This window comes from Mesorhizobium sp. M1088 (assembly GCF_040318575.1).
Lineage (GTDB): Bacteria > Pseudomonadota > Alphaproteobacteria > Rhizobiales > Rhizobiaceae > Mesorhizobium.
On sequence record NZ_JAMYMO010000002.1, the window covers coordinates 157,729 to 182,229 of the forward strand.

Annotated in this window: 24 protein-coding genes; 7 read left to right on the forward strand and 17 right to left on the reverse strand. The window is 63.9% G+C overall.

The window, feature by feature from the left end; translation table 11 throughout:
- From NKH49_RS03500 to NKH49_RS03510, 3 genes are read left to right on the forward strand one after another with little or no spacing between them, the layout of a single operon-like run.
- The gene (locus tag NKH49_RS03500) at window positions 1-918 is read left to right on the forward strand and encodes an ABC transporter permease subunit (RefSeq protein ID WP_023676823.1); all 918 of its coding nucleotides are present in this window, start codon (window positions 1-3) and stop codon (window positions 916-918) included.
- Between the two features lie 4 nt (window positions 919-922).
- The gene (locus NKH49_RS03505; RefSeq protein ID WP_023676824.1) at window positions 923-1,798 is read left to right on the forward strand and encodes an ABC transporter ATP-binding protein; all 876 of its coding nucleotides are present in this window, start codon (window positions 923-925) and stop codon (window positions 1,796-1,798) included.
- Complete coding sequence (locus NKH49_RS03510; RefSeq protein ID WP_352448539.1) at window positions 1,795-2,625, forward strand: dipeptide ABC transporter ATP-binding protein; 831 nt, start codon at window positions 1,795-1,797, stop codon at window positions 2,623-2,625. The genes NKH49_RS03505 and NKH49_RS03510 overlap by 4 nt, the downstream gene beginning before the upstream one ends.
- 22 nt (window positions 2,626-2,647) lie before the next feature.
- On the opposite strand, the gene NKH49_RS03515 is transcribed toward NKH49_RS03510, so the two are convergent.
- A complete protein-coding gene (locus NKH49_RS03515; protein ID WP_352613844.1) occupies window positions 2,648-3,568 on the reverse strand; it encodes a LysR family transcriptional regulator in 921 nt (306 codons plus the stop codon).
- A gap of 93 nt (window positions 3,569-3,661) precedes the next feature.
- On the opposite strand from NKH49_RS03515, the gene NKH49_RS03520 reads away from it, so the two are divergent.
- Window positions 3,662-4,534, forward strand: coding sequence for an NAD(P)H-dependent oxidoreductase (locus tag NKH49_RS03520; RefSeq protein WP_352540503.1), 873 nt, complete (start codon window positions 3,662-3,664; stop codon window positions 4,532-4,534).
- Here the strand turns inward: NKH49_RS03520 and NKH49_RS03525 are convergent.
- From NKH49_RS03525 to NKH49_RS03600, 16 genes are all read right to left on the reverse strand, one after another.
- The gene (locus NKH49_RS03525) at window positions 4,465-5,757 is read right to left on the reverse strand and encodes a cysteine desulfurase-like protein (RefSeq protein WP_352925186.1); all 1,293 of its coding nucleotides are present in this window, start codon (window positions 5,755-5,757) and stop codon (window positions 4,465-4,467) included. The genes NKH49_RS03520 and NKH49_RS03525 overlap by 70 nt on opposite strands.
- A 30-nt stretch (window positions 5,758-5,787) precedes the next feature.
- The gene (locus tag NKH49_RS03530) at window positions 5,788-6,462 is read right to left on the reverse strand and encodes an amino acid ABC transporter permease (protein WP_292656040.1); all 675 of its coding nucleotides are present in this window, start codon (window positions 6,460-6,462) and stop codon (window positions 5,788-5,790) included.
- Between the two features lie 109 nt (window positions 6,463-6,571).
- Complete coding sequence (locus NKH49_RS03535) at window positions 6,572-7,363, reverse strand: ABC transporter substrate-binding protein (protein ID WP_352613846.1); 792 nt, start codon at window positions 7,361-7,363, stop codon at window positions 6,572-6,574.
- Between the two features lie 178 nt (window positions 7,364-7,541).
- Complete coding sequence (locus NKH49_RS03540; protein WP_352448544.1) at window positions 7,542-7,937, reverse strand: RidA family protein; 396 nt, start codon at window positions 7,935-7,937, stop codon at window positions 7,542-7,544.
- A gap of 71 nt (window positions 7,938-8,008) precedes the next feature.
- The gene (locus NKH49_RS03545) at window positions 8,009-9,157 is read right to left on the reverse strand and encodes an acyl-CoA dehydrogenase family protein (protein WP_352613847.1); all 1,149 of its coding nucleotides are present in this window, start codon (window positions 9,155-9,157) and stop codon (window positions 8,009-8,011) included.
- A gap of 218 nt (window positions 9,158-9,375) precedes the next feature.
- Window positions 9,376-10,188, reverse strand: a complete 813-nt coding sequence (locus NKH49_RS03550; protein WP_352613848.1) for an enoyl-CoA hydratase family protein — start codon at window positions 10,186-10,188, stop codon at window positions 9,376-9,378.
- A complete protein-coding gene (locus NKH49_RS03555) occupies window positions 10,185-10,655 on the reverse strand; it encodes a MarR family winged helix-turn-helix transcriptional regulator (RefSeq protein ID WP_023676834.1) in 471 nt (156 codons plus the stop codon). Before NKH49_RS03555 ends, NKH49_RS03550 begins: the two co-directional genes overlap by 4 nt.
- Window positions 10,649-11,422 (reverse strand): SDR family NAD(P)-dependent oxidoreductase, encoded by a 774-nt coding sequence (locus NKH49_RS03560; RefSeq protein WP_352470008.1) that lies wholly within the window; start codon window positions 11,420-11,422, stop codon window positions 10,649-10,651. The genes NKH49_RS03555 and NKH49_RS03560 overlap by 7 nt, the downstream gene beginning before the upstream one ends.
- Entirely contained in the window at window positions 11,419-13,713 is a 2,295-nt protein-coding gene (locus tag NKH49_RS03565) for a bifunctional salicylyl-CoA 5-hydroxylase/oxidoreductase (RefSeq protein WP_352613849.1), read from the reverse strand. The genes NKH49_RS03560 and NKH49_RS03565 overlap by 4 nt, the downstream gene beginning before the upstream one ends.
- A gap of 143 nt (window positions 13,714-13,856) precedes the next feature.
- Window positions 13,857-14,456, reverse strand: a complete 600-nt coding sequence (locus tag NKH49_RS03570; RefSeq protein ID WP_352470010.1) for a VOC family protein — start codon at window positions 14,454-14,456, stop codon at window positions 13,857-13,859.
- 79 nt (window positions 14,457-14,535) lie between these two features.
- Window positions 14,536-15,366: an ATP-binding cassette domain-containing protein gene (locus NKH49_RS03575; RefSeq protein ID WP_352925188.1), complete on the reverse strand. Its 831-nt coding sequence runs from the start codon at window positions 15,364-15,366 to the stop codon at window positions 14,536-14,538.
- Window positions 15,359-16,249 carry an ABC transporter ATP-binding protein gene (locus NKH49_RS03580; protein ID WP_352925190.1) on the reverse strand — a complete coding sequence of 297 codons (891 nt, stop codon included), beginning with the start codon at window positions 16,247-16,249 and terminating at the stop codon, window positions 15,359-15,361. Before NKH49_RS03580 ends, NKH49_RS03575 begins: the two co-directional genes overlap by 8 nt.
- Window positions 16,246-17,094, reverse strand: coding sequence for an ABC transporter permease (locus NKH49_RS03585; RefSeq protein WP_352540476.1), 849 nt, complete (start codon window positions 17,092-17,094; stop codon window positions 16,246-16,248). Before NKH49_RS03585 ends, NKH49_RS03580 begins: the two co-directional genes overlap by 4 nt.
- Window positions 17,087-18,094 (reverse strand): ABC transporter permease, encoded by a 1,008-nt coding sequence (locus NKH49_RS03590; protein WP_352470014.1) that lies wholly within the window; start codon window positions 18,092-18,094, stop codon window positions 17,087-17,089. Before NKH49_RS03590 ends, NKH49_RS03585 begins: the two co-directional genes overlap by 8 nt.
- Before the next feature lie 70 nt (window positions 18,095-18,164).
- Window positions 18,165-19,691, reverse strand: coding sequence for an ABC transporter substrate-binding protein (locus NKH49_RS03595; protein WP_352540478.1), 1,527 nt, complete (start codon window positions 19,689-19,691; stop codon window positions 18,165-18,167).
- A 107-nt stretch (window positions 19,692-19,798) separates the two neighbouring features.
- A complete protein-coding gene (locus NKH49_RS03600) occupies window positions 19,799-21,373 on the reverse strand; it encodes a phytoene desaturase family protein (RefSeq protein ID WP_352871240.1) in 1,575 nt (524 codons plus the stop codon).
- Window positions 21,374-21,490: 117 nt separating this feature from the next.
- Between NKH49_RS03600 and NKH49_RS03605 the strand changes: the two genes are divergently transcribed.
- The 3 genes from NKH49_RS03605 (at window position 21,491) to NKH49_RS03615 (ending at window position 24,464) form a co-directional block, all read left to right on the forward strand.
- Complete coding sequence (locus tag NKH49_RS03605; RefSeq protein WP_352613852.1) at window positions 21,491-22,282, forward strand: cyclase family protein; 792 nt, start codon at window positions 21,491-21,493, stop codon at window positions 22,280-22,282.
- Between the two features lie 131 nt (window positions 22,283-22,413).
- On the forward strand, window positions 22,414-23,985 hold the full coding sequence (locus NKH49_RS03610) for a phytoene desaturase family protein (protein WP_352925192.1): 1,572 nt from the start codon (window positions 22,414-22,416) through the stop codon (window positions 23,983-23,985).
- Window positions 23,985-24,464 (forward strand): MarR family winged helix-turn-helix transcriptional regulator, encoded by a 480-nt coding sequence (locus NKH49_RS03615; protein WP_352455076.1) that lies wholly within the window; start codon window positions 23,985-23,987, stop codon window positions 24,462-24,464. Before NKH49_RS03610 ends, NKH49_RS03615 begins: the two co-directional genes overlap by 1 nt.
- Window positions 24,465-24,501 lie beyond the last annotated feature (37 nt).

Consider the following 24,501-nt stretch of genomic DNA (forward strand, 5'->3'; position numbering starts at 1 on the left):
ATGACCGACGAATCCGCCGCCGAAGCTACCGCCGCCTCCATCCCGACAGGCGGCAGGCAACGGGCTTTCGCCGAGTTCTGGCACTACTTCTCGATGAACACCGGCGCGGTCATCGGCCTTGTCGTGTTTTCGGCGCTGGTGCTGGTGGCGATCTTTGCGCCGTTCGTCGCCCCACATTCGCCCGACGAGCAGTTTCGCGATGCGCTGCTGGCACCCCCTGCCTGGCAGGAAGGCGGCAAATCGATGTTCCTGCTCGGCACCGACGCGGTCGGCCGCGACATGCTTTCACGGTTGATCTTCGGGGCGCGTTTCTCGCTGTTCATCGGTCTGGTGGTCGTTGTCTTCTCGCTCACCAGCGGCATCGTGCTTGGCGTGCTCGCCGGCTATTTCCGCGGCTGGGTCGACACTCTGATCATGCGCATCATGGATATCATCCTGGCCTTCCCGTCGCTGCTTCTGGCGCTGGTGCTGGTGGCGATCCTCGGCCCCGGCCTTTTCAATGCCATGCTGGCGATCGCGCTGGTGCTGCAGCCGCATTTTGCGCGCCTCACCCGCGCCGCCGTGATGGCCGAAAAGAACCGCGAATATGTCATCTCCGCCAAGGTGGCTGGTGCCGGTCATCTTCGCTTGATGGTGAGGACGATCCTGCCGAACTGCCTGGCACCGCTGATCGTGCAGGCGACGTTGTCCTTCTCCAACGCTATTCTCGAGGCTGCGGCGCTCGGCTTCCTCGGTGTCGGTGCGCAGCCGCCGACGCCGGAATGGGGCACGATGCTCGCCTCGGCGCGCGAGTTCATCCTGCGCGCGCCTTGGGTGGTGACCTTCCCCGGCCTTGCCATCCTGATCACTGTGCTTGCCATCAATCTGATCGGCGACGGCTTGCGCGATGCCTTCGATCCCAAGCTGAAGAGGTCATAATCCAATGCCTCTTCTCGAGATCAAGAACCTGACCGTTTCCTTCGACACCGCCGCTGGACCATTCATGGCGGTACAAGGCATCGACCTGTCGGTCGAACCGCGCGAGGTGCTGGCGATCGTCGGCGAATCCGGTTCGGGCAAGTCGGTGGCGATGCTGGCGGTGATGGGGCTTTTGCCCAACACCGCGACGGTGAGGGCCGACCGCATGGCCTTCGACGGCATCGACCTGCTCAAGCTCGGCCCATCCGAGCGGCGCAAGATCGTCGGCAAGGACATTTCGATGATCTTCCAGGAGCCGGTCGCCAGCCTCAACCCGTGCTTCACCGTCGGCTTCCAGATCGAGGAGGTGCTGCGCTTCCATATGGGCATGGACCGCGCCCAGCGCCGGGCGCGTGCCATCGAATTGATGAAGTTGGTCGGCATCGCCGACCCCGAGGAACGGCTGGGCTCCTTCCCGCACCAGATGTCGGGTGGTCAGTGTCAGCGCGTCATGATCGCCATCGCCATCGCCTGCAATCCCAAGCTTTTGATCGCCGACGAGCCAACCACGGCGCTCGATGTCACCATCCAGAAGCAGATCCTCGATCTGCTGGTCGGCCTGCAGGCCAAATATGGCATGGGCCTGATCATGATCACCCACAATATGGGGGTGGTTGCCGAGACCGCCGACCGTGTCATCGTCCAGTATAAGGGCCGCAAGATGGAAGAGGCCGACGTGCTGTCGCTGTTCGAGTCCCCCAAGAGCAACTACACGCGCGCGCTCTTGTCGGCGCTGCCCGAAAACGCCGTCGGCGACCGGTTGCCTACTGTTTCCGACATGCTGTTTGAGCCGGCCCCATCTGTAGTCGCAGCCCGGTCCGCAGGAGGAACCGCCTCATGAGCGTGACGGTAGTCGAAGGCAAGAACATCGTGCGCGACTATCATGTCGGTGGCGGGCTTTTCCGCCCCTCCCGTACGGTTCATGCGGTCAAGGGTGTTTCGTTCAGCGTCGACAAGGGCAAGACGCTGGCCATCGTCGGCGAGAGCGGCTGCGGCAAGTCAACACTCGCCCGCATCATCACCCTGATCGACCCGGCGACCTCCGGCGAGCTTTTCATCGACGGCAAGAAGGTAGACATCGGCAGGAACGGCCTGTCGAAGGAAATGCGCCGCAAGGTCCAGATCGTCTTCCAAAACCCTTATGGTTCGCTCAATCCACGCCAGAAGATCGGCGACGTGCTTGCCGAGCCGCTGCTCATCAACACCGACAGCACGGCCGACGAGCGGCGCGATCTTGCCATGAAGATGCTAAAGAAGGTCGGTCTCGGCCCCGAGCACTTTAATCGCTACCCGCATATGTTTTCGGGCGGCCAGCGCCAGCGGATCGCCATCGCCCGCGCGCTGATGCTCAACCCCAGCCTTCTGGTGCTGGACGAGCCGGTCTCGGCACTTGATCTTTCGGTGCAGGCGCAGGTGCTGAACCTGCTCGCCGACCTGCAGGACGAGTTTCAGCTAACCTATGTTTTCATCAGCCACGACCTGTCGGTGGTGCGCTACATCGCCGACGACGTGATGGTAATGTATTTCGGCGAAGCGGTCGAATACGGCTCGCGCGACGAGGTCTTCGCCGACCCCAAACACAGCTACACCAGGACGCTGTTCGCTGCGACGCCACGTGCCGACGTTGCCAGCATCAAGGCACGTTTGGCGAAGAAGAAGGCCGCCTGATCCGGCGAGGTTTGCCGGCCGGCTACCGCTTCTCGATCCCCGGAATGCCGGAGATCTGCTCGGCGAGAAAGTCGACCAGCAGTCGCACCCGGGCAATGCCCGCACGCTCCGGAACGATCAGCATGCTCAGCGGGACGGGAGGCGGAAAATAGCCCGGCAGGACCACTTCCAGCCGGCCGGCCGCCAGGAGATCGTCGACAAGCCAATGGTGGGCGGGTGCGATACCGCGTCCGGCGACAATGGCTTCGCGCGCGGCAAGCCCATGGTCGACGCGAAATCGACCGCCAAAGGGCACCGCAAAGCGTTTGCCGACCGGCCCCTGCAGGGCGAGTGTGTCGCTTCCTGCGATGTTCGACATCCGGATGCCTTCATGGCCAGGCAGATCCTGCGGGACAGCCGGTCTGCCCCGCGCCGCCAGATAGGCCGGCGCCGCCACCAGCAGACGCCGGGATTGCCCGAGCGCCCGCAGTTTCATTGAGCTGTCGGTGAGCGGACCCAGGCGAAGCGCAATGTCGACGCCCTCCCGCACAAGATCGATGCGCTCGTCGGTCAGGCTAAGATCGATGCCGATATCGGGATGGCGGTCCTGAAAGGCGAAGATCAGCCGGCTGACGTGCAAGACCCCGAGCGCCGCCGTGCAGGATATCCGGATCGTGCCGGCCGACGCGCCGCGCGTGCCCCGCGCCTCATCGCCGGCCTGCTCAACGAGGCGCAGGACCTGGACGCTGTCGGTATAGTAACGGCTGCCTTCATCAGTCATCGTCACACGCCGGGTGGTCCTGCTGAGCAAGGGCACTCCGACGGCCTCCTCGAGTTCTCGCAAATGCCGTGTGACCGTCGACTGCCCAACTCCGAGCTCGCGCGCCACCGCCGAGAGGCTGCCGCGCTCGGCGACGCGAACGAAGGTGCGCATGCGCTCGAGAGTGACGTCCGATCTATCCATTATTCGGCATTATCTTATACATTTCCTACATATAGCGGATCATTCCGCGGCTGGCTACCTTTGGTGTCTATCGTCCTTCTTCGGAGTAGACCCATGAAAGTCCTGCTTGTTTTTGCTCATCCTGAACCGCGTTCGCTCAACGGCGCGCTGCGCGACGTCGCCATCAGGGAACTCGAGGCCCAAGGCCACGAGGTGCGGGTGTCGGACCTCTATGCCGACGGCTGGAAAGCCGAGGTGGACCGTGCCGACTTTCCGTCGTGGCCGCCCGAAGCACGCTTCCTGCCGGCCGGCGCCTCCAAAAAGGCTTTTGCGACCAACACTCTGACCGATGACGTCAAAGCCGAGATCGACAAGCTGCTATGGGCCGACACCCTGATCCTCCAGTTCCCGCTGTGGTGGTACGCCATGCCGGCGATCCTCAAGGGCTGGGTCGATCGCGTGTACGCCTACGGCTTCGCCTATGGCGTTGGCGAGCACAGCGACAAGCGGTGGGGTGACCGCTTTGGTGAGGGAACGCTCGCCGGCAAGCGCGCAATGCTGATCGTGACCGCAGGCGGCTGGGAAGAGCATTACTCCGCCCGCGGCGTCAACGGCCCGATCGACGACCTGCTGTTCCCGATCAATCACGGGATTCTATACTATCCGGGCTACGACGTGCTTCCGCCGTTCGTGGTTTACAGGGTGGACCGTTTCGGGGAGGCGGATTTCGAGCCTGTCGCGGAGCGACTGCGCGAAAGGATGCGAACGCTCGAGACAATCCGGCCCATTCGTTATCGGCAGCAGAATGGCGGCGATTACTTGATCCCAAGCATGCAATTGCGCCCCGGCTTGGAGAACCCGGGTGCGACCGCCTTTGCGCTTCACGAGGATCGCGCCGGCGCCGCCGCCCACTCCGATCAGGACAGCCGGGCGATGATGGTGCGCAGCGCCTCGCCGAAGCGCCGGACTTCCTCGATCGTATTGTAATGCACCAGCGAGGCGCGCACGGCGCCGCTGTCCATGCTGAGGTTGAGCCGCTTCATCAGGCGCGGCGCATACATGTGGCCGTCGCGAATGCCGATCTGCATCTCGGCCATTTCCTCGACGATCCTCTGCGGCGACAGCGTGCCGACATTGAAGCAGAAGGTCGGCACGCGCTCGCTGAGGCGTGCCTCGTCGGCCACGCCGTAGATCGTCGCGCCGCAATCTTTGAGCACCGCCAGCATTTCGCGCGCCAGCACCTGTTCGTAGTCGCGGATGGCATTCATGCCGGCGACGATGTTGTCGCGGCGCGACCGGTTATTCTCGGACAAGAAATTGCGGCCGATCGATTCGAGGTAGCGCACCGCGGCATCCATGCCGGAGACGTTCTCGTAGATGAACGTGCCGGCTTCGATTTTGTGGGGCGGCTCGTCGGGGATGAAATCCTCGCGGAAGGTCGGCAAGCGCTTCAGTGTTTCGAAGCGGCCCCACAGGAAGCCCATATGCGGCGAGAAATTCTTGTAGCCGGAGCAGACCAGATAATCGCAATCCCAGGCCTGCACATCAATCAGCCCGTGCGGCCCGTAATGCACGCAGTCGAGGAACACTTCGGCGCCTGCCGCATGCGCAATCGCAGCCACGGAAGCAACGTCGACAATCGAGCCGATCGAATGCGCCGTGACCGTGCAGGCGACGAGCCGGGTGCGCTCTGAGACCAGCGGGCGCAAATCGTCGACATCCAGATTGCCGTCGTCGCGCATCCGCCACCATTTGAACTTGGCGCCGGCGGGCGCCAGCGCCAGCCACGTCGCGATATTGGCGTCGTGATCCATGTCGGTGATGACGATCTCGTCACGCTCCCCGTTTGGGCGCTCGGAAAGCATCTGGCCGATGCCGAGGCTGACCAGGCGGATGAACGAAGTGGCGTTCATGCCGAAACAGATCTCCGCCGGGTTGGTGGCGTTGATCAGCAAGGCCACGCTTTCGCGAGCGCCGGCGACGGCTTGGTCGACGGTGACGCTGCGGCCATAGCGGCCGCCGCGCTGCACATTATGCGCGACCAAATGGTTGGTGACCGCATCGAGCACGCTTTGCGGGATCTGCGCGCCGGCGGCATTGTCCATGAAGACGAAGTCCCCGGCTTGCTGCAAGGCGGGAAACATGGCGCGGATCGTCTCGACCGGGAAAGCTGCGGCATCGCCGGTTTTCGAAATCTGATGCTGGTTCAAGGTCGTCTCCTGCGAAGTGCGCTGACAGATTCAGCGGGTCTTTTCGGTTTGAAAGCGGCGTTCAAGGAGGCTGACGAGACGGACCATCGGCCAGAGAAAGATGAGATAGACCAGCGCCGCGCCGATCAGCGGTGAAGGATTGGCATAGAGCGATTGCGCGTTGGTCGCTTCCTTCAGCAGTTCGGGCAGCGCCACGGTGGAAGCGAGCGAAGTATCCTTGAACATCGAAACGCAATTGCTGGTCATTGGCGGAATGACGACGCGGATCGCCTGCGGCAGCACTACCTTGCGCAAGGTCAGCAAGAACGGCAGGCCGAGCGCCTGCGCCGCCTCGAACTGGCCGCGCGGAATACTCTCTATACCGGAGCGGAACACCTCGGCCGAATAGGCCGCCATGATGATGGCGAAGGCCATCACCGCGGACGTCCACGATGACAGGCGAATGCCGAGGAACGGCAGCGCATAGTAGATCAGGATCAGCACGACCAGCACCGGCATCGCCCGGAAAATGTCAATGTAGCCGACAGCCAGCAGCCGAAGCGGCTTTGGCGCATAGAGCCGCACCAGGCTGATCGCGAGGCCGACGGGAATACCGATGCCGATGCTCATGATTCCGAGCAGCAGGGTGTTCAGGAAGCCGCGCAACAGCGCCGGCAGGCTGGAGACCATGACGTCGGCGTTGAAGAAGGTGTCCAGCAGCGACATCGCAGCATTTCCGAAACGTTTGGCGTCCCGCGACGCTCGAGCCCGAGCCCGAAATCCGAAATCGTGCCGGCATCGAAAGCCGGCACGACATTTAAGCGTGAACTGCCGCTCAGGCCTTCGGCATAGGAGTTTCCTTGACGGTCGAGGAATCGGCAGGTGCGTCGCTGCCGAACCACTTCTTGTGGATCGCGGCCAGCGTGCCGTCCTTCTTCATCGCGGTCAGCGCGTCGTTCAGCTTGCCGAGCAGCGGGTGGTCCTTGGTCATCATCAGACCGTACTGCTCGCCGGTCTTGATGCGCTCTTTTACGGCGAGATCCTTCATCCTGGTGAAAGAATATTCCAGGCCCGGAATATCGCTGACCGCCGCATCGACGCGGCCGGAGCTGAGATCGAGCAGCAAGTTCTGCTGCGTGTCGTAGCCCTTGACGTCACTGAACCCGTCCGCTTCCTGGTGGGCCTTGACCCAGGCTTCGCCGGTCGAGCCGGACAGCACGCCGACGATCTTGCCCTTGAGGTCGGCCTCGGCCTTGATCGGGCTGTCGGCCTTCGCGGCGATGCCCATGTCGGAATCATAGTAGGGCTGCGTGAACGACTGAGACTTCAGCCGCTCCGGCGTGATGGTGATCGACGAGATGGCGACGTCGATGCGCTTCGAGGTGGTGGCGGCGAACAGCGCCTGGAAACCGAGATCGGCGATATCAGTGGTCATGCCGATACGCTTTGCCGCCTCATTGATGATGTCGACTTCGAAACCCTCGAACGTGCCGCTCTCGTTCTTGTATTCAAAAGGCGGATTGGTCGGATAGGCGCCGACATTCAGCGTGCCTTCGGCGTAGGCCGGGCCGCCGGCGATGCCGATGGCAGCAGCAAGAAGCAGCAGGTTGCGACGGGTGAAGTTCATTTTCGTTCCCTCTGGTTGTGATCGGACGGGTTTGGCCCCGCACGGTTTTGATGCGTCAAGTGACGGGACTGCCGGAAAGCCCTCCCGGCACGGCAGTCGCAAGACATCGGATGCTATCCAAAGTACCGCGCTTTTCAAGGCGAAAGTTTTAAGCTTAAAAAATTGCCGCGTGTTGCCGTCACTCCGGAATAACCGCCGTGGCCTGGATCTCAACCTTGGCGCGATCCTCGACCAGCGCCATCACCTGCATGGCGGCCATCGCCGGAAAATGCCGGCCGATCACCTCGCGATAAACCTCGCCGATCCCCTTGAGATTGGTCAGATATTCCGCCTTGTCGGTAAAGTACCAGGTCATAGAGGTGATATGTTCCGGCTTGGCGCCGGCCTCGGCGAGCACGGCGACAATATTGGCCAGCGTCTGCCGCACCTGGCCGACAAGATCATCGGTCTCGAAGCGGCCCTGTCCGTTCCAGCCGACCTGCCCGCCGACGAAGACAAGCTGCCCGCGCGCGGCGACGCCATTGGCGTAGCCGACGGGTTTCGCCCAGCCTTCCGGCTGCAGGATGGTGTGCATGTCAAAACCTCCCAATGCTCAAATCCGGTCGCTCAAAACTCGAAGACAATAATTTCACGCAAACTCCCGTCTCAGGCCGCTCCCATCACTTGCCGTGCAATCACCACCTTCTGCACGTCGGACGCTCCCTCGTAGATGCGCAGCGCCCGGATCTCGCGATACAGGCTCTCGACGATATGGCCCTTGCGGACGCCGTCGCCGCCATGCAGCTGCACAGCCTTGTCGATCACCTCCTGCGCTTTGTCGGTAGCGAACAGCTTGGCCATGGCGGCTTCGCGGGTAACCCGAGCGGCACCCATGTCCTTGGTCCAGGCGGCGCGATAGACCAGCAACGCGGCGGCATCGACATCCAGCGCCATGTCGGCGATGTGGCCCTGCACCATCTGCAGCTCGGCCATCGGCGCACCGAACAGCCTGCGCTCGGCCACTCTTGTGATGCTTTCGTCCAGCGCGCGCCGGGCAAAGCCGAGCGCCGCTGCGCCGACGGTCGAACGGAACACGTCGAGCACGGACATGGCGATGCGAAAACCGTCACCGGGTTTGCCGATCAGCGCCGAGGCTGGAATGCGTGCATTGTCGAAGGACAGCCGGGCGAGCGGGTGCGGCGCGATCACCTCCAGCCGCTCGGCAACGATCAGCCCCTCGGTTTCGGAAGGCACGACAAAGGCGGAAAGCCCCTTGGCGCCGGGCGCTTCGCCGGTGCGGGCAAAGACAGCATAAAAGTCAGCGATACCGCCGTTGGAGATCCAGGTCTTTTCGCCGGACAAGAGATAGCTGTCGCCGTCACGCATGGCCGTCATTTCCATATTGGCGACGTCCGAGCCCGAGCGCGGCTCCGACAGCGCGAAAGCCGAAATCGCCTTGCCGGCCCGTGTCTTCGCCAGCCAGTGCTGCTGGTCGGGCGTGCCGAACAGGCTGAGTGCGCCGGTGCCGAGCCCTTGCATGGCGAAGGCGAAATCGGCCAGCCCGTCATGCCGGGCCAGCGTTTCGCGCGTGAGGCAGAGCGTGCGCACGTCGAGCGGTCCCGGATTGTCCACATCGAACGCCGTTGGCTTCAGCCAGCCGTCTTTGCCAAGCCTCGCCACCAACTCGCGGCAGGCCGCGTCGACATCGTCATGCGCGACCGGCAGGTTCTTGGCGCACCATGCCTCCAGCCGCTCCGCCAGATCGCGGTGGCGATCCTCGAAGAACGGCCAGGAGAGGAAGGAACGGTCAGGCATTGCTGCCTCCACAATTCTCCGGCCCTGGCGCTCCACGGCGCCCCCCTCTGTCCTGCTGGACATCTCTAGGGGGGAGATTGGCGGCTTCGCTGCCACGGCTCTCCCTGCGATGTTGGAGATTGGCGAAAGCGGGCCTGATATCCAATCTCCCCCCTTGAGGGGGAGATGGCCGGCAGGCCAGAGGGGGGTGCTGTCCCGCCAGCGTGGAAGCGATCATCTCAATTTCCCTCGAACACCGGCTTCTCCTTGGCCACGAAAGCCGTGTACGCCCGCTCGAAATCGCGGGTCTGCATGCAGATCGCCTGCGCCTGCGCTTCCGCTTCGATCGCCTGGTCGAGACCCATCGACCATTCCTGGTTCAGCTGCGTCTTGGTCATGCCATGGGCGAAGGTCGGGCCGGAAACGATGCGCGCGGCCATGTCGAGCGCGTCGGCCTCAAGCGTTGCGGTATCGACCAGCCGGTTGTAGAAGCCCCAGCGCTCGCCTTCCTCGGCACTCATCGTGCGGCCGGTATAGAGCAGCTCGGCGGCGCGGCCCTGGCCAATGATGCGCGGCAGGATCGCGCAGGCCCCCATGTCGCAGCCGGCAAGGCCGACGCGGGTGAACAGGAATGCTGTCTTGGCCTGGGGCGTGGCGATGCGGATATCGGAGGCCATGGCGATTATCGCGCCGGCGCCGACCGCCACGCCATCGACCGCCGCAATAATCGGCTTGCCGCAATTCAGCATCGCCTTGACGAAATCGCCCGTCATGCGGGTGAAGGCGAGCAGCGCCTTCATGTCCATCTTGATCAGTGGGCCGATGATTTCGTGGACATCGCCGCCCGAGCAGAAATTGCCGCCATTGGGCAGGAACACCACAGCATCGACATCATCGGCGTAGACAAGGTCGCGAAATATGTCGCGCAATTCGGCATAGCTGTCGAAGGTCAACGGGTTCTTGCGCTCCGGTCGATCGAGCCGGATCTTTGCGATCTTGCCTTCGACCTGCCAGAGGAAATGCTTCGGCTTGCGGCCGGCCAGCTTCGTCATTCCCGTCCCTCCCAATTGCTGCGGAAGGAGGTCAGCATGCCGGTCAGCCTGCGCGCCTCATCCTCGCTCACATTGCCCAGCAACTCGCCGACCCATTTCTCATGCGCGGCGGCGATCACGGCGAAAATCTTCGATCCCTCTTCCGTCAGCCGCACCATCGAGGTGCGGCGGTCGCCATTGCGTCGGGCCCGCATCACCAACCCTTCCGAGACCAGCCGGTCGATGATGCCGGTGACATTGCCGTTGGACACCAGCAGGAAGCGCGAAAGATCGCTCATCAGCATGCCCTCCGGCGCGCGGTAGAGCGCGGCCATCACGTCGAAGCGCGGCAGCGTTGTGTTGAACTCTTGCCGCAGTCGTTCGCGCAGCTCGGCCTCGATGGTGCGCGAGGCGCGCAGCAGGCGTATCCACAGCCGCAGGCGGTCCTTGCCGGGTCCGGACGGGGCGGGCAGGGGACCGGCTACCATGTCTCACCTCCGGAGATCGAAATCGTCTGTCCGGTAATCGACCGGGCGGCGTCGCCACACAGATAAAGTACCGCGGCCGCAATTTCTTCCGGCTGGATGAAGCGGCCTTGCGGGTTGGTCGCGGCTAGGCTCGTCCGTGCCTGCTCGGACGAGCGGCCGGTCGTTTGGACGATGCGTTGGACGGTGCTCTCCAGCATCTCGGTTTCGACAAACCCTGGGCACACGGCATTCACTGTTATGCCGGACTTGGCGGTCTCGACGGCGAGTGCCCGCATCAGGCCGACGACGCCATGCTTGGCGGCAACGTACGCTGCGACATAGGGATAGCCTTTCAGTCCGGCGGTGGAAGCGACGAAGATGATACGGCCAGTCTTGCGCACTGCCATGCCGGCCAACGCCGGCTTCACCGTCAGGAACGCACCGGTCAAGTTGACGTCGAGCGTGCGCTGCCAGTCTGCCAGCGAGGTCCGCTGCGCCGGGGCACTGCCGGACATGCCGGCATTGGCAACGACGATGTCGAACGCTCCGCGTGCCGCTTCCGCGGCCTCGTAGAGCGACGCCATCGACGTCTCGTCGGTGACGTCGGCGGCAATGGCGAAGATGGACTTGTTCTCCGCGGCGACCTCGGCAAGCGGCTCCACGCGCCGGCCGCAGATGGTCACGTCAACGCCCGCGCCGGCCAGCGCCAGCGCGATCGCGCGGCCGACGCCGGAGCCGCCGCCGGTGACCAGCGCATGACGCCGCGAAATCGTCACCGCGGCACTCATACTTTCAGCCCCGCTGCCGCTTCGCGTTCGGCCACCCGGTAGAGCTGGTCGCGGCCGGGCAGATAGGGATCCGGCCATTTGACGCCGCGATCGCCAAGCGTGACAGCTGCGTGCAGCGTCCAATACGGATCGGCAAGATGCGGCCTAGCCAGCGCGACGAGATCGGCGCGGCCCGCCATCAGGATCGAGTTGACGTGGTCCGGCTCATAGATATTGCCGACCGCCATCGTCGCCATGCCGACCTCGTTGCGGATGCGATCGGAAAACGGCGTCTGGAACATGCGGCCATAGACCGGTCTTGCCACGGCCGACGTCTGGCCGGCCGATACGTCGCAGATGTCTACGCCGGCCTCATGCAGCAGCCGCGCGATCTCTACGGCATCGGCCGGCGTCACGCCTTCGATGCCCAGCCAGTCATTGGCGGAGATGCGCATCGAGATCGGCTTCTCGGCCGGCCACGCGGCGCGCACCGCATGAAAGATTTCCAAGGGGTAGCGCATGCGGTTTTCCAGCGAGCCGCCATAGGAGTCGGTGCGCCGGTTGGTCAAGGGCGTGATGAAGGAGGACAGGAGATAGCCGTGCGCGGCGTGGATTTCGAGCATGTCGAAGCCGCAGCGCGCCGCCATCTCGGCCGAAGCGACAAACTGGCCGCGCACCATATCCATGTCGGCGCGGTCCATCGCCTTCGGCACCTGGTTTTCCCGCGACCACGGCACGGAAGACGCTGCCATGACGGGCCAATTGCCTGAGGGCAGCGGCACGTCGGTTCCCTGCCAGCCGAGCCTGGTCGACCCCTTTGCACCGGAATGGCCGATCTGGGCGCAGATCTTGGCCTCGGTTTCGGCATGGACGAACTCGACCAGCCGCTTCCAGGCGACCTCATGCTCGGGCGCATAGAAACCGGGGCAGCCAGGCGTGATGCGGCCCTCCGCGCTGACGCACGTCATCTCGATGTAGAGGAGACCGGCGCCGCCCTTGGCCCGTTCGGCGTAATGGGCGAAATGCCAATCGGTCGGACAGCCGTCGACCGCCTTGTACTGCGCCATCGGCGAGACGACGACGCGGTTCTGCAGCGCCATGCCGCGCAGCCGGAACGGCGCGAACATCGGCGCGCGACGCAGATTGTTGCCCCCGGCGCCGGCCTGGCGCTGGAACCACTCCTCGGCGCCGGCCAGCCATTCGGCATCGCGCAGCCGCAAATTTTCGTGACTGATGCGTTGCGAACGCGTCAGCAGCGAATAGTTGAACTGCACCGGATCGAGGCCGAGATAGCGCTCGACCTCCTCGAACCATTCGAGCGAATTGCGCGCCGCCGACTGCAGCTTCAGCACTTCGGTGCGGCGGGCGTCCTCATATTTGCTAAAGGCGGCCTCGAGGTCTGGCTCGGACTCGACATAGTCGGCCAGCGCCACCGCGCTTTCCAGCGCCAGCTTGGTGCCGGAACCGATCGAGAAATGCGCGCTCGCCGCCGCGTCGCCCATCAGCGCCAGGTTCGTGTAGGACCAGCGTTCGCACAAGACGCGCGGGAAATTGATCCACGCCGAGCCGCGGATATGATTGGCGTTGGTCATCAGCGCGTGGCCGCCGAGATGACGGGCAAAGATGCGCTCGCAGACGGCAATCGATTCCTGCTGCGACATCGCGCCGAAGCCGAAGCGCTGCCAGGTCTGCTCGCTGCATTCGACGATGAAGGTCGCGGTATCGCTGTCGAACTGGTAGGCATGCGCCCACACCCAGCCATGCTCGGTCTTTTCGAAGATGAAGGTGAAGGCGTCGTCGAATTTCTGGTGGGTGCCGAGCCAGACGAACTTGCATCTACGAATGTCGATATCGGGCTTGAACACGTCGACGAAGGTGCTCCGCGCTTTCGAGTTCAACCCGTCGGCGGCGACAACCAGGTCGTGCGTCTCCATATATGGCTTGGGATCGGCGATGTCGGTTTCGAAGACCAGCTTGACGCCGAGTTCGCGCGCGCGCCGCTGCAGCAATGTGAGCAGCCGCTTGCGGCCAATGCCGCAAAAGCCGTGACCGGTCGAGACCGTGCGCACGCCGTCATGGATGACGGCGATATCGTCCCAATAGGCGAAATGCTTGCGGATCCAGACGGCGCTGACCGGGTCGTTTTTGGTCAGGTTCTCCAGCGTTTCGGCCGACAGCACGACGCCCCAGCCAAACGTGTCATCGGCACGGTTGCGCTCGAACACCGTGACCTCATGCGCGGCATCCCTGAGCTTCAGCGAGATTGCAAAGTAGAGCCCGGCTGGTCCGCCGCCGAGAACCGCAACTTTCATCGTGCGATCTCCTCTTCGCTTCTGTTTGTCGAGTTTACGCCTGAGACGGATTAATTCAAGCTTGAAGTTTCAGGATTGAAACAATCCGCCCCAGAAACCCAGCTTGCCGGCAGTCGGCTTGCGCAGGCCAGGGACGCCCCGGGCTATTTTTCCGGGTTCTTCGGGCTCCACAGCACCGTCTCCGCATCTTTTTCATAAGCCATGCCATTGGGATAGCTGATCGCTTCCAACTGCAAGCCCCAGGGCGCCTGGAAGTAGAGGATGGTCTGGCCGGCGGCCGGGCCTTCGGTAACCGGCAGCGGCCCCATCCGCGTCTTGACGCCCTTGCCGTCAAGATAGGCTTTTGCGGCGGCGATGTCGTCGACATAGAAGGCGATATGGAAGCCGCCTATGTCGCTGTTGCGAGGCGTCAGGTCCTTCTGGTCCGGCGCGGTGTATTTGAACAGCTCGATGTTCGACCCGTGTCCGCAGCGGACCAGGATGATCTCCTCAATCACCGCCTTGGGATCGACGCCCAGCAGATCTTGCATGAATGTGCCCTTGTCGTCGGCGAACGGGCCGAACGACATCGCCTTCTTGCAGCCAACCACCTCGGTGAAGAAATCGACCGCCTGCTCCATGTCGGGGACGGTGACGCCGGTGTGGTCGTGGCCACGCATGCCGGGAATGGAACTGGCGTAAGCCGTGCCGATGCCTCCCAGCACGGTGGCGGTGAGCACTGCGTAGCGGATTGCATTCTTCATGTCAGTCATCCTCCATCGCGGGACATTTTGCCGGGTGCACGCCTGAGGCCCGCTCTTTAGCGTGCGAATAGGAATGTGTTCATGCCAGCGCCTTTGCGGCGGGAAGCAGCCAGGCGTCATCGATCTCAGGCAGCGGAATGGCGGCGAGGAGGTCGCGCGTGTAAGCCTGCTGCGGCTGCTCGAACAAAGTATCCGTCGCACTGGCTTCGACGATCGCGCCTTCGCGCATGACGATCACTTGCCGGCAGAGCCGCCGGATCACCGACAGGTCATGGCTGATGAAGGCAACGGTCAGGCCCATTTCGGCGGCGAGTTTTTCCAGCAGCGTCAGGATCTGTGCCTGCGTCGACACGTCGAGGCCTGAGACGATTTCGTCGGCCAGCACGAATTTCGGCGACAGCGCCAGCGCGCGGGCAATGCCGCCGCGCTGGCGCTGGCCGCCCGACAATTCATGACGATAGCGGCTGGCGAAGCCTTGCGGCAGGCCGACGCGCTGCAACGCCTCCGCGACACGATCCCTGAGATTGTCGCCAAGCCCGTTCTGCTTGAGCGGTGCTGCGATGATGCTGAAGATGGTGCGGCGCGGGTTGAGCGACGACATCGGATCCTGGAAGATCATCTGCAGATTGCGGCGCAGCGGCCGGAGCTCGGCCTCAGGCAGGTGTGTGATGTCGCGGCCGTCGAAGATGACCTTGCCGGCGCTCGGCTCCAGAAGCCGCACTAAGGCGCGGCCAAGCGTCGATTTGCCGGAGCCGGATTCGCCGACGATGCCGGTCACCGATCCCTTTGGCAGGTCGAAATCCAGCCCTTTCAGGATCTCGGCCAAGGGCGCGCGGCCGATCAGCGGCTTGCGCGTCATGTCGGGCAGCGCGACCTTCAGCCCACGCACGGAAAACAGCGGCTCAGCCATGCGGGCGCCTCCAGGCCTGATCGGCGGCGGCGATCTCCGCGGCTAGCCCGGCCAGTACCGCCTCGTCCACGGGTTTCAGCGAAGCGAAGGGATCGGTGTAGCGCGGAGTCGCGGCCATCAGCGCTCGCGTGTAGGGGTGCTGCGGGGCAGCGAAGAGAGCGGCCGTTTCGGCCTCCTCCACCACCTTGCCGGCATAGAGCACCGAGACCTTCTGGCTGATCTTGGCGACGACGCCGAGATCATGGGTAACGAACAGGATCGCCGTGCCGTGCTCGCGCTGCAGCTGCGCGATCAGCCGCAGGATCTGCTTCTGCACCGTCACGTCGAGCGCCGTGGTCGGCTCGTCGGCGACGATCAGCCTTGGTTCGGCCGCAAACGCCGCGGCGATCAGCACGCGCTGGCGCATGCCGCCGGACAGCTCGTGCGGATAGCATTTGAGGACACGCTCGGGGTCGCGGATCTGCACCTCGTCCAGCAATCGGCGGATGCGTGCATCGGCCTTCTCGCCGCTCCAGCCGAGGATGCGCACCAGCCGGTCGGTCATCTGCGGGCCGATGCGGCGTGACGGGTTGAGCGCGGTAAGCGGATCCTGCGGGATCAGCGCCGTGCGCGCGCCGATCAGCGTGCGCCTTGCCTTTGGCTGAAGCTTGCCGAGGTCCTCGCCCTCGAACAGCATATCGCCTTCGACGATGCGCACGCTCGAAGGCAGGACGCCAAGCACCGCCTTGCCGATCATCGTCTTGCCGGCGCCGCTCTCGCCGACCAGCGCGCGCACCTCACCGGGCTCGACGGCGAGCGACGCCGAGCGCAGCACGCGCAAGCCATTAGGCAGCACCGCGCTAAGGCTGCGTATGTCGAGGCAGGGTTTCGCCTGCGCGTTCATCGCAGCACCGGATCGAAACGTGCCCTGAGGCCCTCGCCAAACTGGCTGAACGACAGCACCGTCAGGATCAGGGTGACCAGCGGGAACACCAGCACCCACCAGGCCTGATGGATCGACAGGCGACCCTCGGCGATGATGCCGCCCCAGGTCGGGTCGTCGGTCGAGATCGACAGATTGACGAAGGACAGGATCGCCTCGACGATGACGGCAATGCCCATCTCCAGCGACAGCAGCGCGACGATCGACGGCACCACATTGGGCAGCACTTCGCGCAGCATGATGCCGATGCGGCCGTAGCCTGCGATGCGGGCGTTCTCGACATAGTCCATGCGCGACTGGCCCATCGTCTCGGCGCGGATCACCCGGCAGAAGCGCGTCCAGTCGATGACGGCAATGGCAATGATAACCGAGCTCAAGCCGGTGCCGAGCACGGCGACCAGAAGGATGGCAAACAGCACCGGCGGAAACGCCATCCAGACATCGACGATACGTGAGATGATGCGGTCGGCCCAGCCGCCGAAATAGCCGGCGATCAGGCCGAGCGTCGAGCCGACCAGGCAGGCGGCAAAGGCTGCCGCGAAGGCGACGATGAAGGCGATACGGGCACCGAAGATCAGCCGTGACAGAAGATCGCGGCCGAGGCTGTCGGTGCCGAGCCAGTAGCCGGGCTCGGCGCCATCAATCCAGAAAGGCGGCAGCCGCTCCAGCATCAAATCCTGCGCCAGCGGGTCCTGCGGTGCGACCAACGGCGCAAAAATCGCGGCCAGCAGCGCAATCAGCAGCCAGCCGCCGGCCAGCCACAGGCGTGCCCGCGAGCCATGTCTCGAAATGCGGGCCTCATCCATGGCGCAGCCTCGGATTGAGCAGGGCGTACATCATGTCGACGGCAAGGTTGATCAGCACGAACAGCAGCGCGAAGACCAGCACGATGCCCTGGATCAGCGGCAGGTCGCGGTTGATGACGGCATCGATCGCCATGTTGCCGAGACCTTCATAGGAAAACAGTCGTTCGACGATGACCGTGCCGCCGATCAGGAAGGTGAACTGCACGCCGACCAGCGTCAGCGTCGGCAGGGCCGCGTTCTTCAGCGCCTCGCGCAGGATGACCTGCGTTTCCGAAAAGCCCTTTACCCGCGCCAGTACGACGTAGTCGAGGTCGAGCACTTCCTTCAGCGACTGTTTCAGCAGCTGCGAGATGATCGCGGCCAGTGGCAGCGCCAGCGCAATCGCCGGCATCAGCATGTGTGCCAGCAGGTCCCTGGTCAGGTCGAAGCGCAGCCGTACAATGCTTTCGAACAGATAGAATTGCGTGGCGAAGGGCAGGTCGAGCTGCGGCGACACCCGGCCAGAAATGTCGAAGATAGGCACCAGCACGCCGAACAGAAGGATCAGCACCAGGCCCCACAGGAAATCGGGAATCGAGAGTGCCGCACCGCTGGCAATGTCGATGCCGGCTTCGACCGCGGTGCCGCGTTCGCGCGCGCCGAGGATCGCCGTCGTGCCACCGATCGCCAGCGCCATCACAAGCGCGACGATGGCGAGTTCCAGCGTCGCCGGGAGGCGATTGAAGACCAGCCCAAGCACGTCCTGCCGCAGTGAGATCGACGTGCCGAAATCGCCCCTGACGACACCGGCCAGCCAGATGAAGAATTGCTGGACGATGGTCTTGTCCAGCCCGTAAAGCGCGCGCAGCCGAGCGATGTCGGCATCGGTCGCGCCGGGCGGCAGCATCATCGCGATCGGGTCGCCCGGCGCGACACGGATGACGATGAAGACGACGATCGCCACGCCGAACAGCGTGATCGCCATGGTCAGAAGACGGATCAGGAATCTTTGCAGCAGCATGGTCGCCTGTATGCCTGGCGGAAAAGGCGCGCCGTGGTTGCAGACGGCGCGCGTTAGTCCTGGGCTGATCTCAGGCCGGGCTCATCAGCGCCGGCAACAGCGCGCCGGACACATGCTGCACCACATTGACGCCCTTGGCATGCACGATCGGCTGCGCATACTGGATCAGCGGCAGCACATAGGCCTGTTCGGCGATATATTTGTCGACGGCCTTCCAGCCGGCAATGCGCTTGGCCTCGTCCTTCTCGCCCCATAGCGGGTTGATCATGTCGATCAGGTCCTGGCTGTCCCACACCGAATGCGGGCTCGGGCCATACATGGCAAAGCCGGTCGACGTGGTGGGATCGCCGATGGCATTGCCCCAATTGTAGAAGGCCGCCGGCGCCAGCTTGTCGGCGGCGCGCAGCTCGTAGTGCTTGGCGATCTCGTAGACCTCGATCGTCGCCTCGATGCCGACCTTGCGCCACATGCCGACGATCGCCTGGATCATCTCGTAATCCTTGGGCTTGAAGCCCTTCGTCGTCTGTATCGTGAACTTGACCGGCTTTTCCGGCGAATAGCCGGAGGCGGCCAGCAGTTCCTTGGCCTTGTCCGGATTGTGCTCCACCTTGATCGACGCATCGTAGGCCGCGTATTCCGGCGTCTCCAGCGTATCGATGGGCTGGCCGTAACCGCGCAGCAGCCGGTCGACCAAAAGCTTTTTGTCGACCGCCATCACCGCCGCCTGGCGCACGTTCTTGTCCAGCATCACGTCGATGTCGTTGAAGAAGATCATGCCGATGTCGGAAACGTTCTTGCATGAGCCGGCAAGTCCATCCTTGGCGATCAGGCGGTCATATTCCTCATAGGGGACCTCGAGGGTCACCTGCGAGGAACCGGACTCGATCTCGGCGACGCGGCTCGCCGCATCGGTAACGAACTTGATGGTTACGTTCTCGAAGGCCGGCTTGCTGCCCCAGTAGTTCGGGTTGGCCTTGAGCCGCAGGAAGGCGTTGCGCTCGAATTTGTCGACCATGTAGGGCCCGGTGCCGATCGGGGCTTTCTCAAAACCCTCGGCGCCGACCTTTTCGTAATAGGCCTTCGGCATGATGTAGCCGGTCAGGAACGACATCCACTTGAAATACACCGGGTCGAATTGCACGACGTCGCCGGTGATCTTGTCGCCGTCGATCTTGAAGTTGTTGACGTTCTTCCAGACGAACTGGATCGGGTTGCCGGTTTTTTCATCGCCCGCCCGCTGCAGCGACCAGACCACGTCTTCGGCCGTGAATGGCGAGCCGTCATGCCAGGTGACGCCCTCGCGCACCGTCATCATGATCTTGCTGCGACCCTCGTTCCAGCCCCATTCGGTGAGCAGGCCGGGCGCGAAAGAAAGATCCGGCTTCTGCGGGATGAACTGGTCGAACACCGACTGGTACAGACCCTGGATGGTCGGGTTGACCGCTGAAGGCCCGGTGGTCGGGTCCCAGGACGGCAAATTGACATTGTAGGCGATGGTCAGTTCGCCGGCAGCCCTGGCGATTTGCGGCAGGCCGAGCGCCGTGGCGCCAAGTGCGGCCGCGCCATATCCGAGCAATTCTCGTCTGTTGATTGTCATGGTCGTTCCCCTGTTGCTTTTATGCGCGGTGTCGTTGTCAATCGGTGGGTTCAGGCTCCTTGGGCAACCGCGCCTTGTCCTCCTTCACCCTAGATGAAAAATGGAGCCTACCTCCCGCCAAGTTGTTGCGCGAGCATGAAGCCCGACGCCGCCCCGGTGCCGGCGCCGGGCCATGTTGCCGCCCCGGTCAGGTGCAGATTGCCGACCGGCGTGTTCCAGCCAGCGTAACCGCGCGCCGGCCGGAACAGGAAATTCTGCGCCAGATGATGGCTGCCGCAGATCTGGTCGCCGCCGACAAGGTTCGGGTTCTCGCGTTCGAGGTCGATGGGCGAGAACACGGCGCGGCCGAGGATCTTCCGACGAAGGCCGGGCGCATAGCGCTCGATAATGTCGAGGACGCGCTCGGCGTAGTGCTCCCTAGCCTCGTCCCAGTGAGCCGCCGCGATCGTGCCCGCCGCATCGCCTGCAATCTCGGCTGGCAGCATGCGCACCTGCACCCAAAGTACGTGCTTGCCGTCCGGCGCGCGCGAGGGATCGACGGCCGTCGGCTGGCCGACGACCAGCACCGGTTCGTCCGGCAGCACCCCTGACATCGCCTGCTGATAGGTCCAGGACATGGCATCGAGCGACGGCGACAGATGCACATAGGCGAACTGCCGAAGCTCGGCACCGGCGCGCCAGTCCGGCAGGTCGTCGAGCGCCAGATGGATCATCAACGTCCCCGGCGCGTGGCGGAATTTTTTCACGGCCGTGTCGAAGCCGGTGTCGCCGGATCCGTTAGGCAACAGTTTCCCGGTCAGCGCCTTGGGCGCGACACCGGCGATGACGGCCTTGGTGGCGGTGTGGGTCTCGCCGGAAGTGAGCCGCACGCCGGTCGCTTTGCCGGCCGAAACCGTGATCTCGGCGACATCAGCCCCAGTGACGATCTTGCCGCCGGCGGCCGTGAGCATGCCCGACAAAGCGCGGATAATCGTGTCGGCGCCGCCTCTGCCGAGCACCATGCCGAAGCACTGGTTGGCCATGGATTCGAGGTAAGGGAACACCGCGCCGCCGGCGATGTCAGGCGCGAAATCGAGATGCATGCCCCAGGTGGCCAGCGTCGCCCTGACATGCGGTGACTCGAAAGTATCCTCGAGCCAGGCGCGGGGTGACGAAAGCAGCAACCGACCTGTATCGAGCGCGCCGGCAAAACCCTTCTTGCGCCAGAGGTTCCAGGCGGTGCCGGCGAGCGCACGGCCGCTCATCGGCGAGCCCAGCAGCCGGAACAGATGCTCGGCCTCCGCCGGGAATGCCGCAACCAGACGGCGCCATGTCTGTGCGTCGGCGTCGGAAAAAGCGGCCATGCGCGAGGCGGTCACTTCCAGGTCGCTGCTGACGCCGAACCAGCGACCGTCGGGGAAGGCGCTGGCAAAACAGTCGGCCACCGGCACGAATTCCAGCCCGTGGGTTTTCAATTCATTTGCATATTTCTTGTGAAAGGCCGAGCCGGCGAACAGGCTGAGATTCATCGCGCCGAAATCGTGCCGGAAGCCCGGAAGCGTCAATTCGCGCGTCTGAACGGCGCCGCCGATCGTTGCATTACGCTCGAAAACTGCCGTTTTCCAGCCTTTGAGCGCCAGATGCGCGGCGCATGCCAGACTGTTGTGGCCTGCCCCGACAAATATGGCGTCAAACTCGCTCACGCCCCGTCCCATTTCCTTTATGCTTAAAGATAATTGCAGATGCATATGTTTTCGTCTAGTAGGATATTAAGGGCCGCGAGAGCCTTCAGCACCATCGAGAAAGAGGGAACAGAGACCATGGACACACAACAACTTTTAGGCGAAGTCGCCGGCCAGCTGCTTTCAGGCGCCATCCAGGTGGTCGACCTGACGGCGCCGCTCGGGCCCGACACGCCGCTGATCAAGCTGCCGCCGGAACTGGCGGTCGACACGCCGAAGATCGAGATCCACGCCATCTCCGCCTATGACAAGAACGGCCCGTGGTGGGCGTGGAACTGGCTCAAGCTCGGGGAGCATTCGGGCACGCATTTCGACGCGCCCAACCACTGGATCACCGGCAAGGATTATTCGGACGGCGCCACCGACACCATTCCGGCGCAGAACTTCGTCGGACCCGTCAACGTCATCGACTGTTCCAAGCAAGCGGCAGCCAATCACGATTTCCTGCTCACCATCGATCACATCAAGGCATGGGAAGCCGAACATGGCGCTATCAACCCCGGCGAGTGGGTGGTGATGCGCACCGACTGGTATAAGCGCAACGGCTCGGAAGCCGAGTTCCTCAACGCCAATGAGACCGGACCGCACACGCCTGGCCCGACCGCCGAAGCCATCCAGTATCTGATTAGCAAGGACATCAAGGGCTGGGGCAGCGAGACGATCGGCACGGATGCTGGAAAAGCAGGGGGAATGGAGCCGCCGTTCCCGGCGCATAGCCTGATGCACAAGGCTAACCGCTACGGTCTCGCCAGCCTTTGCAACCTCGACCGGCTGCCGCCGAAAGGCGCGATCCTGATCGCGGCGCCGCTCAAGATCGAGCACGGCACCGGCAGCCCGATCCGCGCGTTGGCGTTGGTGCCAAGGCAATAGGGTAGCTGCGGTCTTCGGGAGAAGATCATGTGCGGAAGTGGCACGGTGGTGACGGAGTGGGAGCGGCAGCCTTGCAAAGCTGCGGCTCTACGGCGCCGTAGAGCGCCAATCTCTGCTAGGAGCACGCATCGATGAGCGCTCCCGATCACATCGTCGTCGGCAGCGGCATCAACGCGCTGGTCTGCTCGGCGATGCTTGGCGGCAAGGGGGCGAAGGTGCTGGTGCTCGAGCGCAACGACCGCATCGGCGGCTGCATGCGCACCGAAGAAATCACCGCGCCCGGCTTCATCCACGACGTGATGGCGACGACCTTTGTCCTGTTCATCACCTCGCCGGCCTATGCGGCGCTGGGCAAGGATCTGGCGCGGCACGGCCTGGAGTTTTGCAACAGCTCCACGCCGACCGGTGTGCTGCGCCCGGACGGCAGCCATGCCGTCCTGCGCACCGATCGTATCGCCAATGTAGCGGCGATCAATGCGCTTGCCGCGGGCGACGGCGACCGGCACGCAAACGATGTCGGCGAGATCGAGCGCAACGCCGGTCTGCTGTTCGGACTGCTCGGTGGCAGCCTATGGTCCTACCCGACGGCCAGGCTGCTGGCGGGTGAAGCCTGGCGGCGCGGCCCGCGTGGCCTTGCCGCCTTTCTCGGCAGCGCGCTGGTGCCGGCGCGCGGTTGGCTGGAAAGCACCTACCAGTCGGAAACGATGCGCGCGCTGTGGGCGCCCTGGGTGCTGCATGCCGGCCTCGGGCCTGAGGACGCGTTCTCCGGCCAGATCGCCAAGGTCATCGCCTTCGCGCTTGAGGCGGCCGGCGCGCCGATCGTCAAGGGCGGTGCCAGGAATCTGCTGGCCGCCTTCGAGGCCCTGATCAAGGAACGTGGCGGCGAAATCCGCACCGGCGCCGACGTCGCGGCTATTGTCCAAAGCGGAGGCCGCGCCGCCGGCGTGCGGCTGGCTTCGGGCGAAACGATCAACGTGAACAAGAGCGTCATCTGCTCGGTCACGCCGACCCAGCTCTACGAGCGGCTGCTCGGCGACGCGGCGCCGAAAGCAGACGTCGAGGCAGCGCAAAAATACCGCTACGGCAAGGGCACTTTCCAGATCCACTATGCCTTGGACAAGCCGCCGGCATGGCGCGGCGAGGGCCTGGACAAGGTCGCGCTGCTGCATCTGACGCCGGGGCTCGACGGCGTCTCGAAGGCCTGCAACGAAGCCGTGCGCGGCATGCTGCCGGAGGTGCCGACCATGTGCGTCGGCCAGCCGCACGCGCTCGACCCGTCGCGCTGCCCGGACGGCAAGGCGGTCCTGTGGCTGCAACTGCCCGAGGCTCCACGGCATATCAAGGGCGATGCCGCCGGCAAACTGCAAACACCGGCAGACGGTCGCTGGACCGAGGCGCTGCGCGAAGCCTATGCCGACCGTGCCGAAGCGATCCTCGCCAGCCATATCGATGGGTTCAAGGACAGCGTCATCGCACGCCGCGCCTGTTCGCCGGCCGACCTGGAAGCGATGAACATCAATCTGGTCGGCGGCGACCCCTATGGCGGTTCCTCGGCTATCGACCAGTCGTTTCTGTGGCGGCCGTTCAAGACGAGCCGCAATCACGCCACCGGGGTCAGGGGTCTCTACCACATCGGTGCCTCGACCCATCCGGGTGCTGGCTTGGGCGGCGGCTCCGGCTTTCTCCTGGCGGGGAGGCTGTGATGGAACAGAAGGTTGAAAAGCGCCAGCGCATCTCGACTTTGGGCCAGATCGGCCTGCAGCAATTCGCGCCCTATCTGATGAACCGCATCATGGGCCGCTACAACGCCACCTTGCGTGACAATTTCCGCAAGCAGGGCCTGACCATTCCCCAGGTGCGCACGCTGGCCGTGTTGTCGGTCACCGATGGCGTCACCGTCAACGATCTCTCGGTCTATACCGTCATCGAGCAGTCGACCTTGAGCCGGACGCTCGACACGCTGGAGGGGCAAGGGTTTGTGCGGCGCGAGCAGGGGGTCACCGACAGCCGTATCCGCCATGTGTTCCTGACCGACGATGGCCGCGCCGAGTTCGCGCGCGCCTGGCCGGCCATGCACGACGCTTTCGAGGCAATGTTCGACGATGTGGACGATGCCGAATACGCGGCGCTGATCGCGACATTGCAGAAGATGCTGAAGAACATTCGCAAGCACGACATCTGATCTTACGCGCCGCCATCGGGGCGGTAACGGAAGGAGC

Bases quoted from the DNA above. Each gene is read 5' to 3' on its own strand.
- NKH49_RS03580 (WP_352925190.1), bottom strand. From the start codon at position 16,249: ATGAACGCGCAGGCGAAACCCTGCCTCGACATACGCAGCCTTAGCGCG.
- NKH49_RS03610 (WP_352925192.1), top strand. From the start codon at position 22,414: ATGAGCGCTCCCGATCACATCGTCGTCGGCAGCGGCATCAACGCGCTG.
- NKH49_RS03565 (WP_352613849.1), bottom strand. From the start codon at position 13,713: ATGAAAGTTGCGGTTCTCGGCGGCGGACCAGCCGGGCTCTACTTTGCA.
- NKH49_RS03575 (WP_352925188.1), bottom strand. From the start codon at position 15,366: ATGGCTGAGCCGCTGTTTTCCGTGCGTGGGCTGAAGGTCGCGCTGCCC.
- NKH49_RS03540 (WP_352448544.1), bottom strand. From the start codon at position 7,937: ATGCACACCATCCTGCAGCCGGAAGGCTGGGCGAAACCCGTCGGCTAC.
- NKH49_RS03560 (WP_352470008.1), bottom strand. From the start codon at position 11,422: ATGAGTGCCGCGGTGACGATTTCGCGGCGTCATGCGCTGGTCACCGGC.
- NKH49_RS03515 (WP_352613844.1), bottom strand. From the start codon at position 3,568: ATGGATAGATCGGACGTCACTCTCGAGCGCATGCGCACCTTCGTTCGC.
- NKH49_RS03545 (WP_352613847.1), bottom strand. From the start codon at position 9,157: ATGCCTGACCGTTCCTTCCTCTCCTGGCCGTTCTTCGAGGATCGCCAC.
- NKH49_RS03530 (WP_292656040.1), bottom strand. From the start codon at position 6,462: ATGTCGCTGCTGGACACCTTCTTCAACGCCGACGTCATGGTCTCCAGC.
- NKH49_RS03605 (WP_352613852.1), top strand. From the start codon at position 21,491: ATGGACACACAACAACTTTTAGGCGAAGTCGCCGGCCAGCTGCTTTCA.
- NKH49_RS03505 (WP_023676824.1), top strand. From the start codon at position 923: ATGCCTCTTCTCGAGATCAAGAACCTGACCGTTTCCTTCGACACCGCC.
- NKH49_RS03550 (WP_352613848.1), bottom strand. From the start codon at position 10,188: ATGACGAAGCTGGCCGGCCGCAAGCCGAAGCATTTCCTCTGGCAGGTC.
- NKH49_RS03535 (WP_352613846.1), bottom strand. From the start codon at position 7,363: ATGAACTTCACCCGTCGCAACCTGCTGCTTCTTGCTGCTGCCATCGGC.
- NKH49_RS03585 (WP_352540476.1), bottom strand. From the start codon at position 17,094: ATGGATGAGGCCCGCATTTCGAGACATGGCTCGCGGGCACGCCTGTGG.
- NKH49_RS03590 (WP_352470014.1), bottom strand. From the start codon at position 18,094: ATGCTGCTGCAAAGATTCCTGATCCGTCTTCTGACCATGGCGATCACG.
- NKH49_RS03510 (WP_352448539.1), top strand. From the start codon at position 1,795: ATGAGCGTGACGGTAGTCGAAGGCAAGAACATCGTGCGCGACTATCAT.
- NKH49_RS03555 (WP_023676834.1), bottom strand. From the start codon at position 10,655: ATGGTAGCCGGTCCCCTGCCCGCCCCGTCCGGACCCGGCAAGGACCGC.
- NKH49_RS03570 (WP_352470010.1), bottom strand. From the start codon at position 14,456: ATGAAGAATGCAATCCGCTACGCAGTGCTCACCGCCACCGTGCTGGGA.
- NKH49_RS03500 (WP_023676823.1), top strand. From the start codon at position 1: ATGACCGACGAATCCGCCGCCGAAGCTACCGCCGCCTCCATCCCGACA.
- NKH49_RS03520 (WP_352540503.1), top strand. From the start codon at position 3,662: ATGAAAGTCCTGCTTGTTTTTGCTCATCCTGAACCGCGTTCGCTCAAC.
- NKH49_RS03595 (WP_352540478.1), bottom strand. From the start codon at position 19,691: ATGACAATCAACAGACGAGAATTGCTCGGATATGGCGCGGCCGCACTT.
- NKH49_RS03615 (WP_352455076.1), top strand. From the start codon at position 23,985: ATGGAACAGAAGGTTGAAAAGCGCCAGCGCATCTCGACTTTGGGCCAG.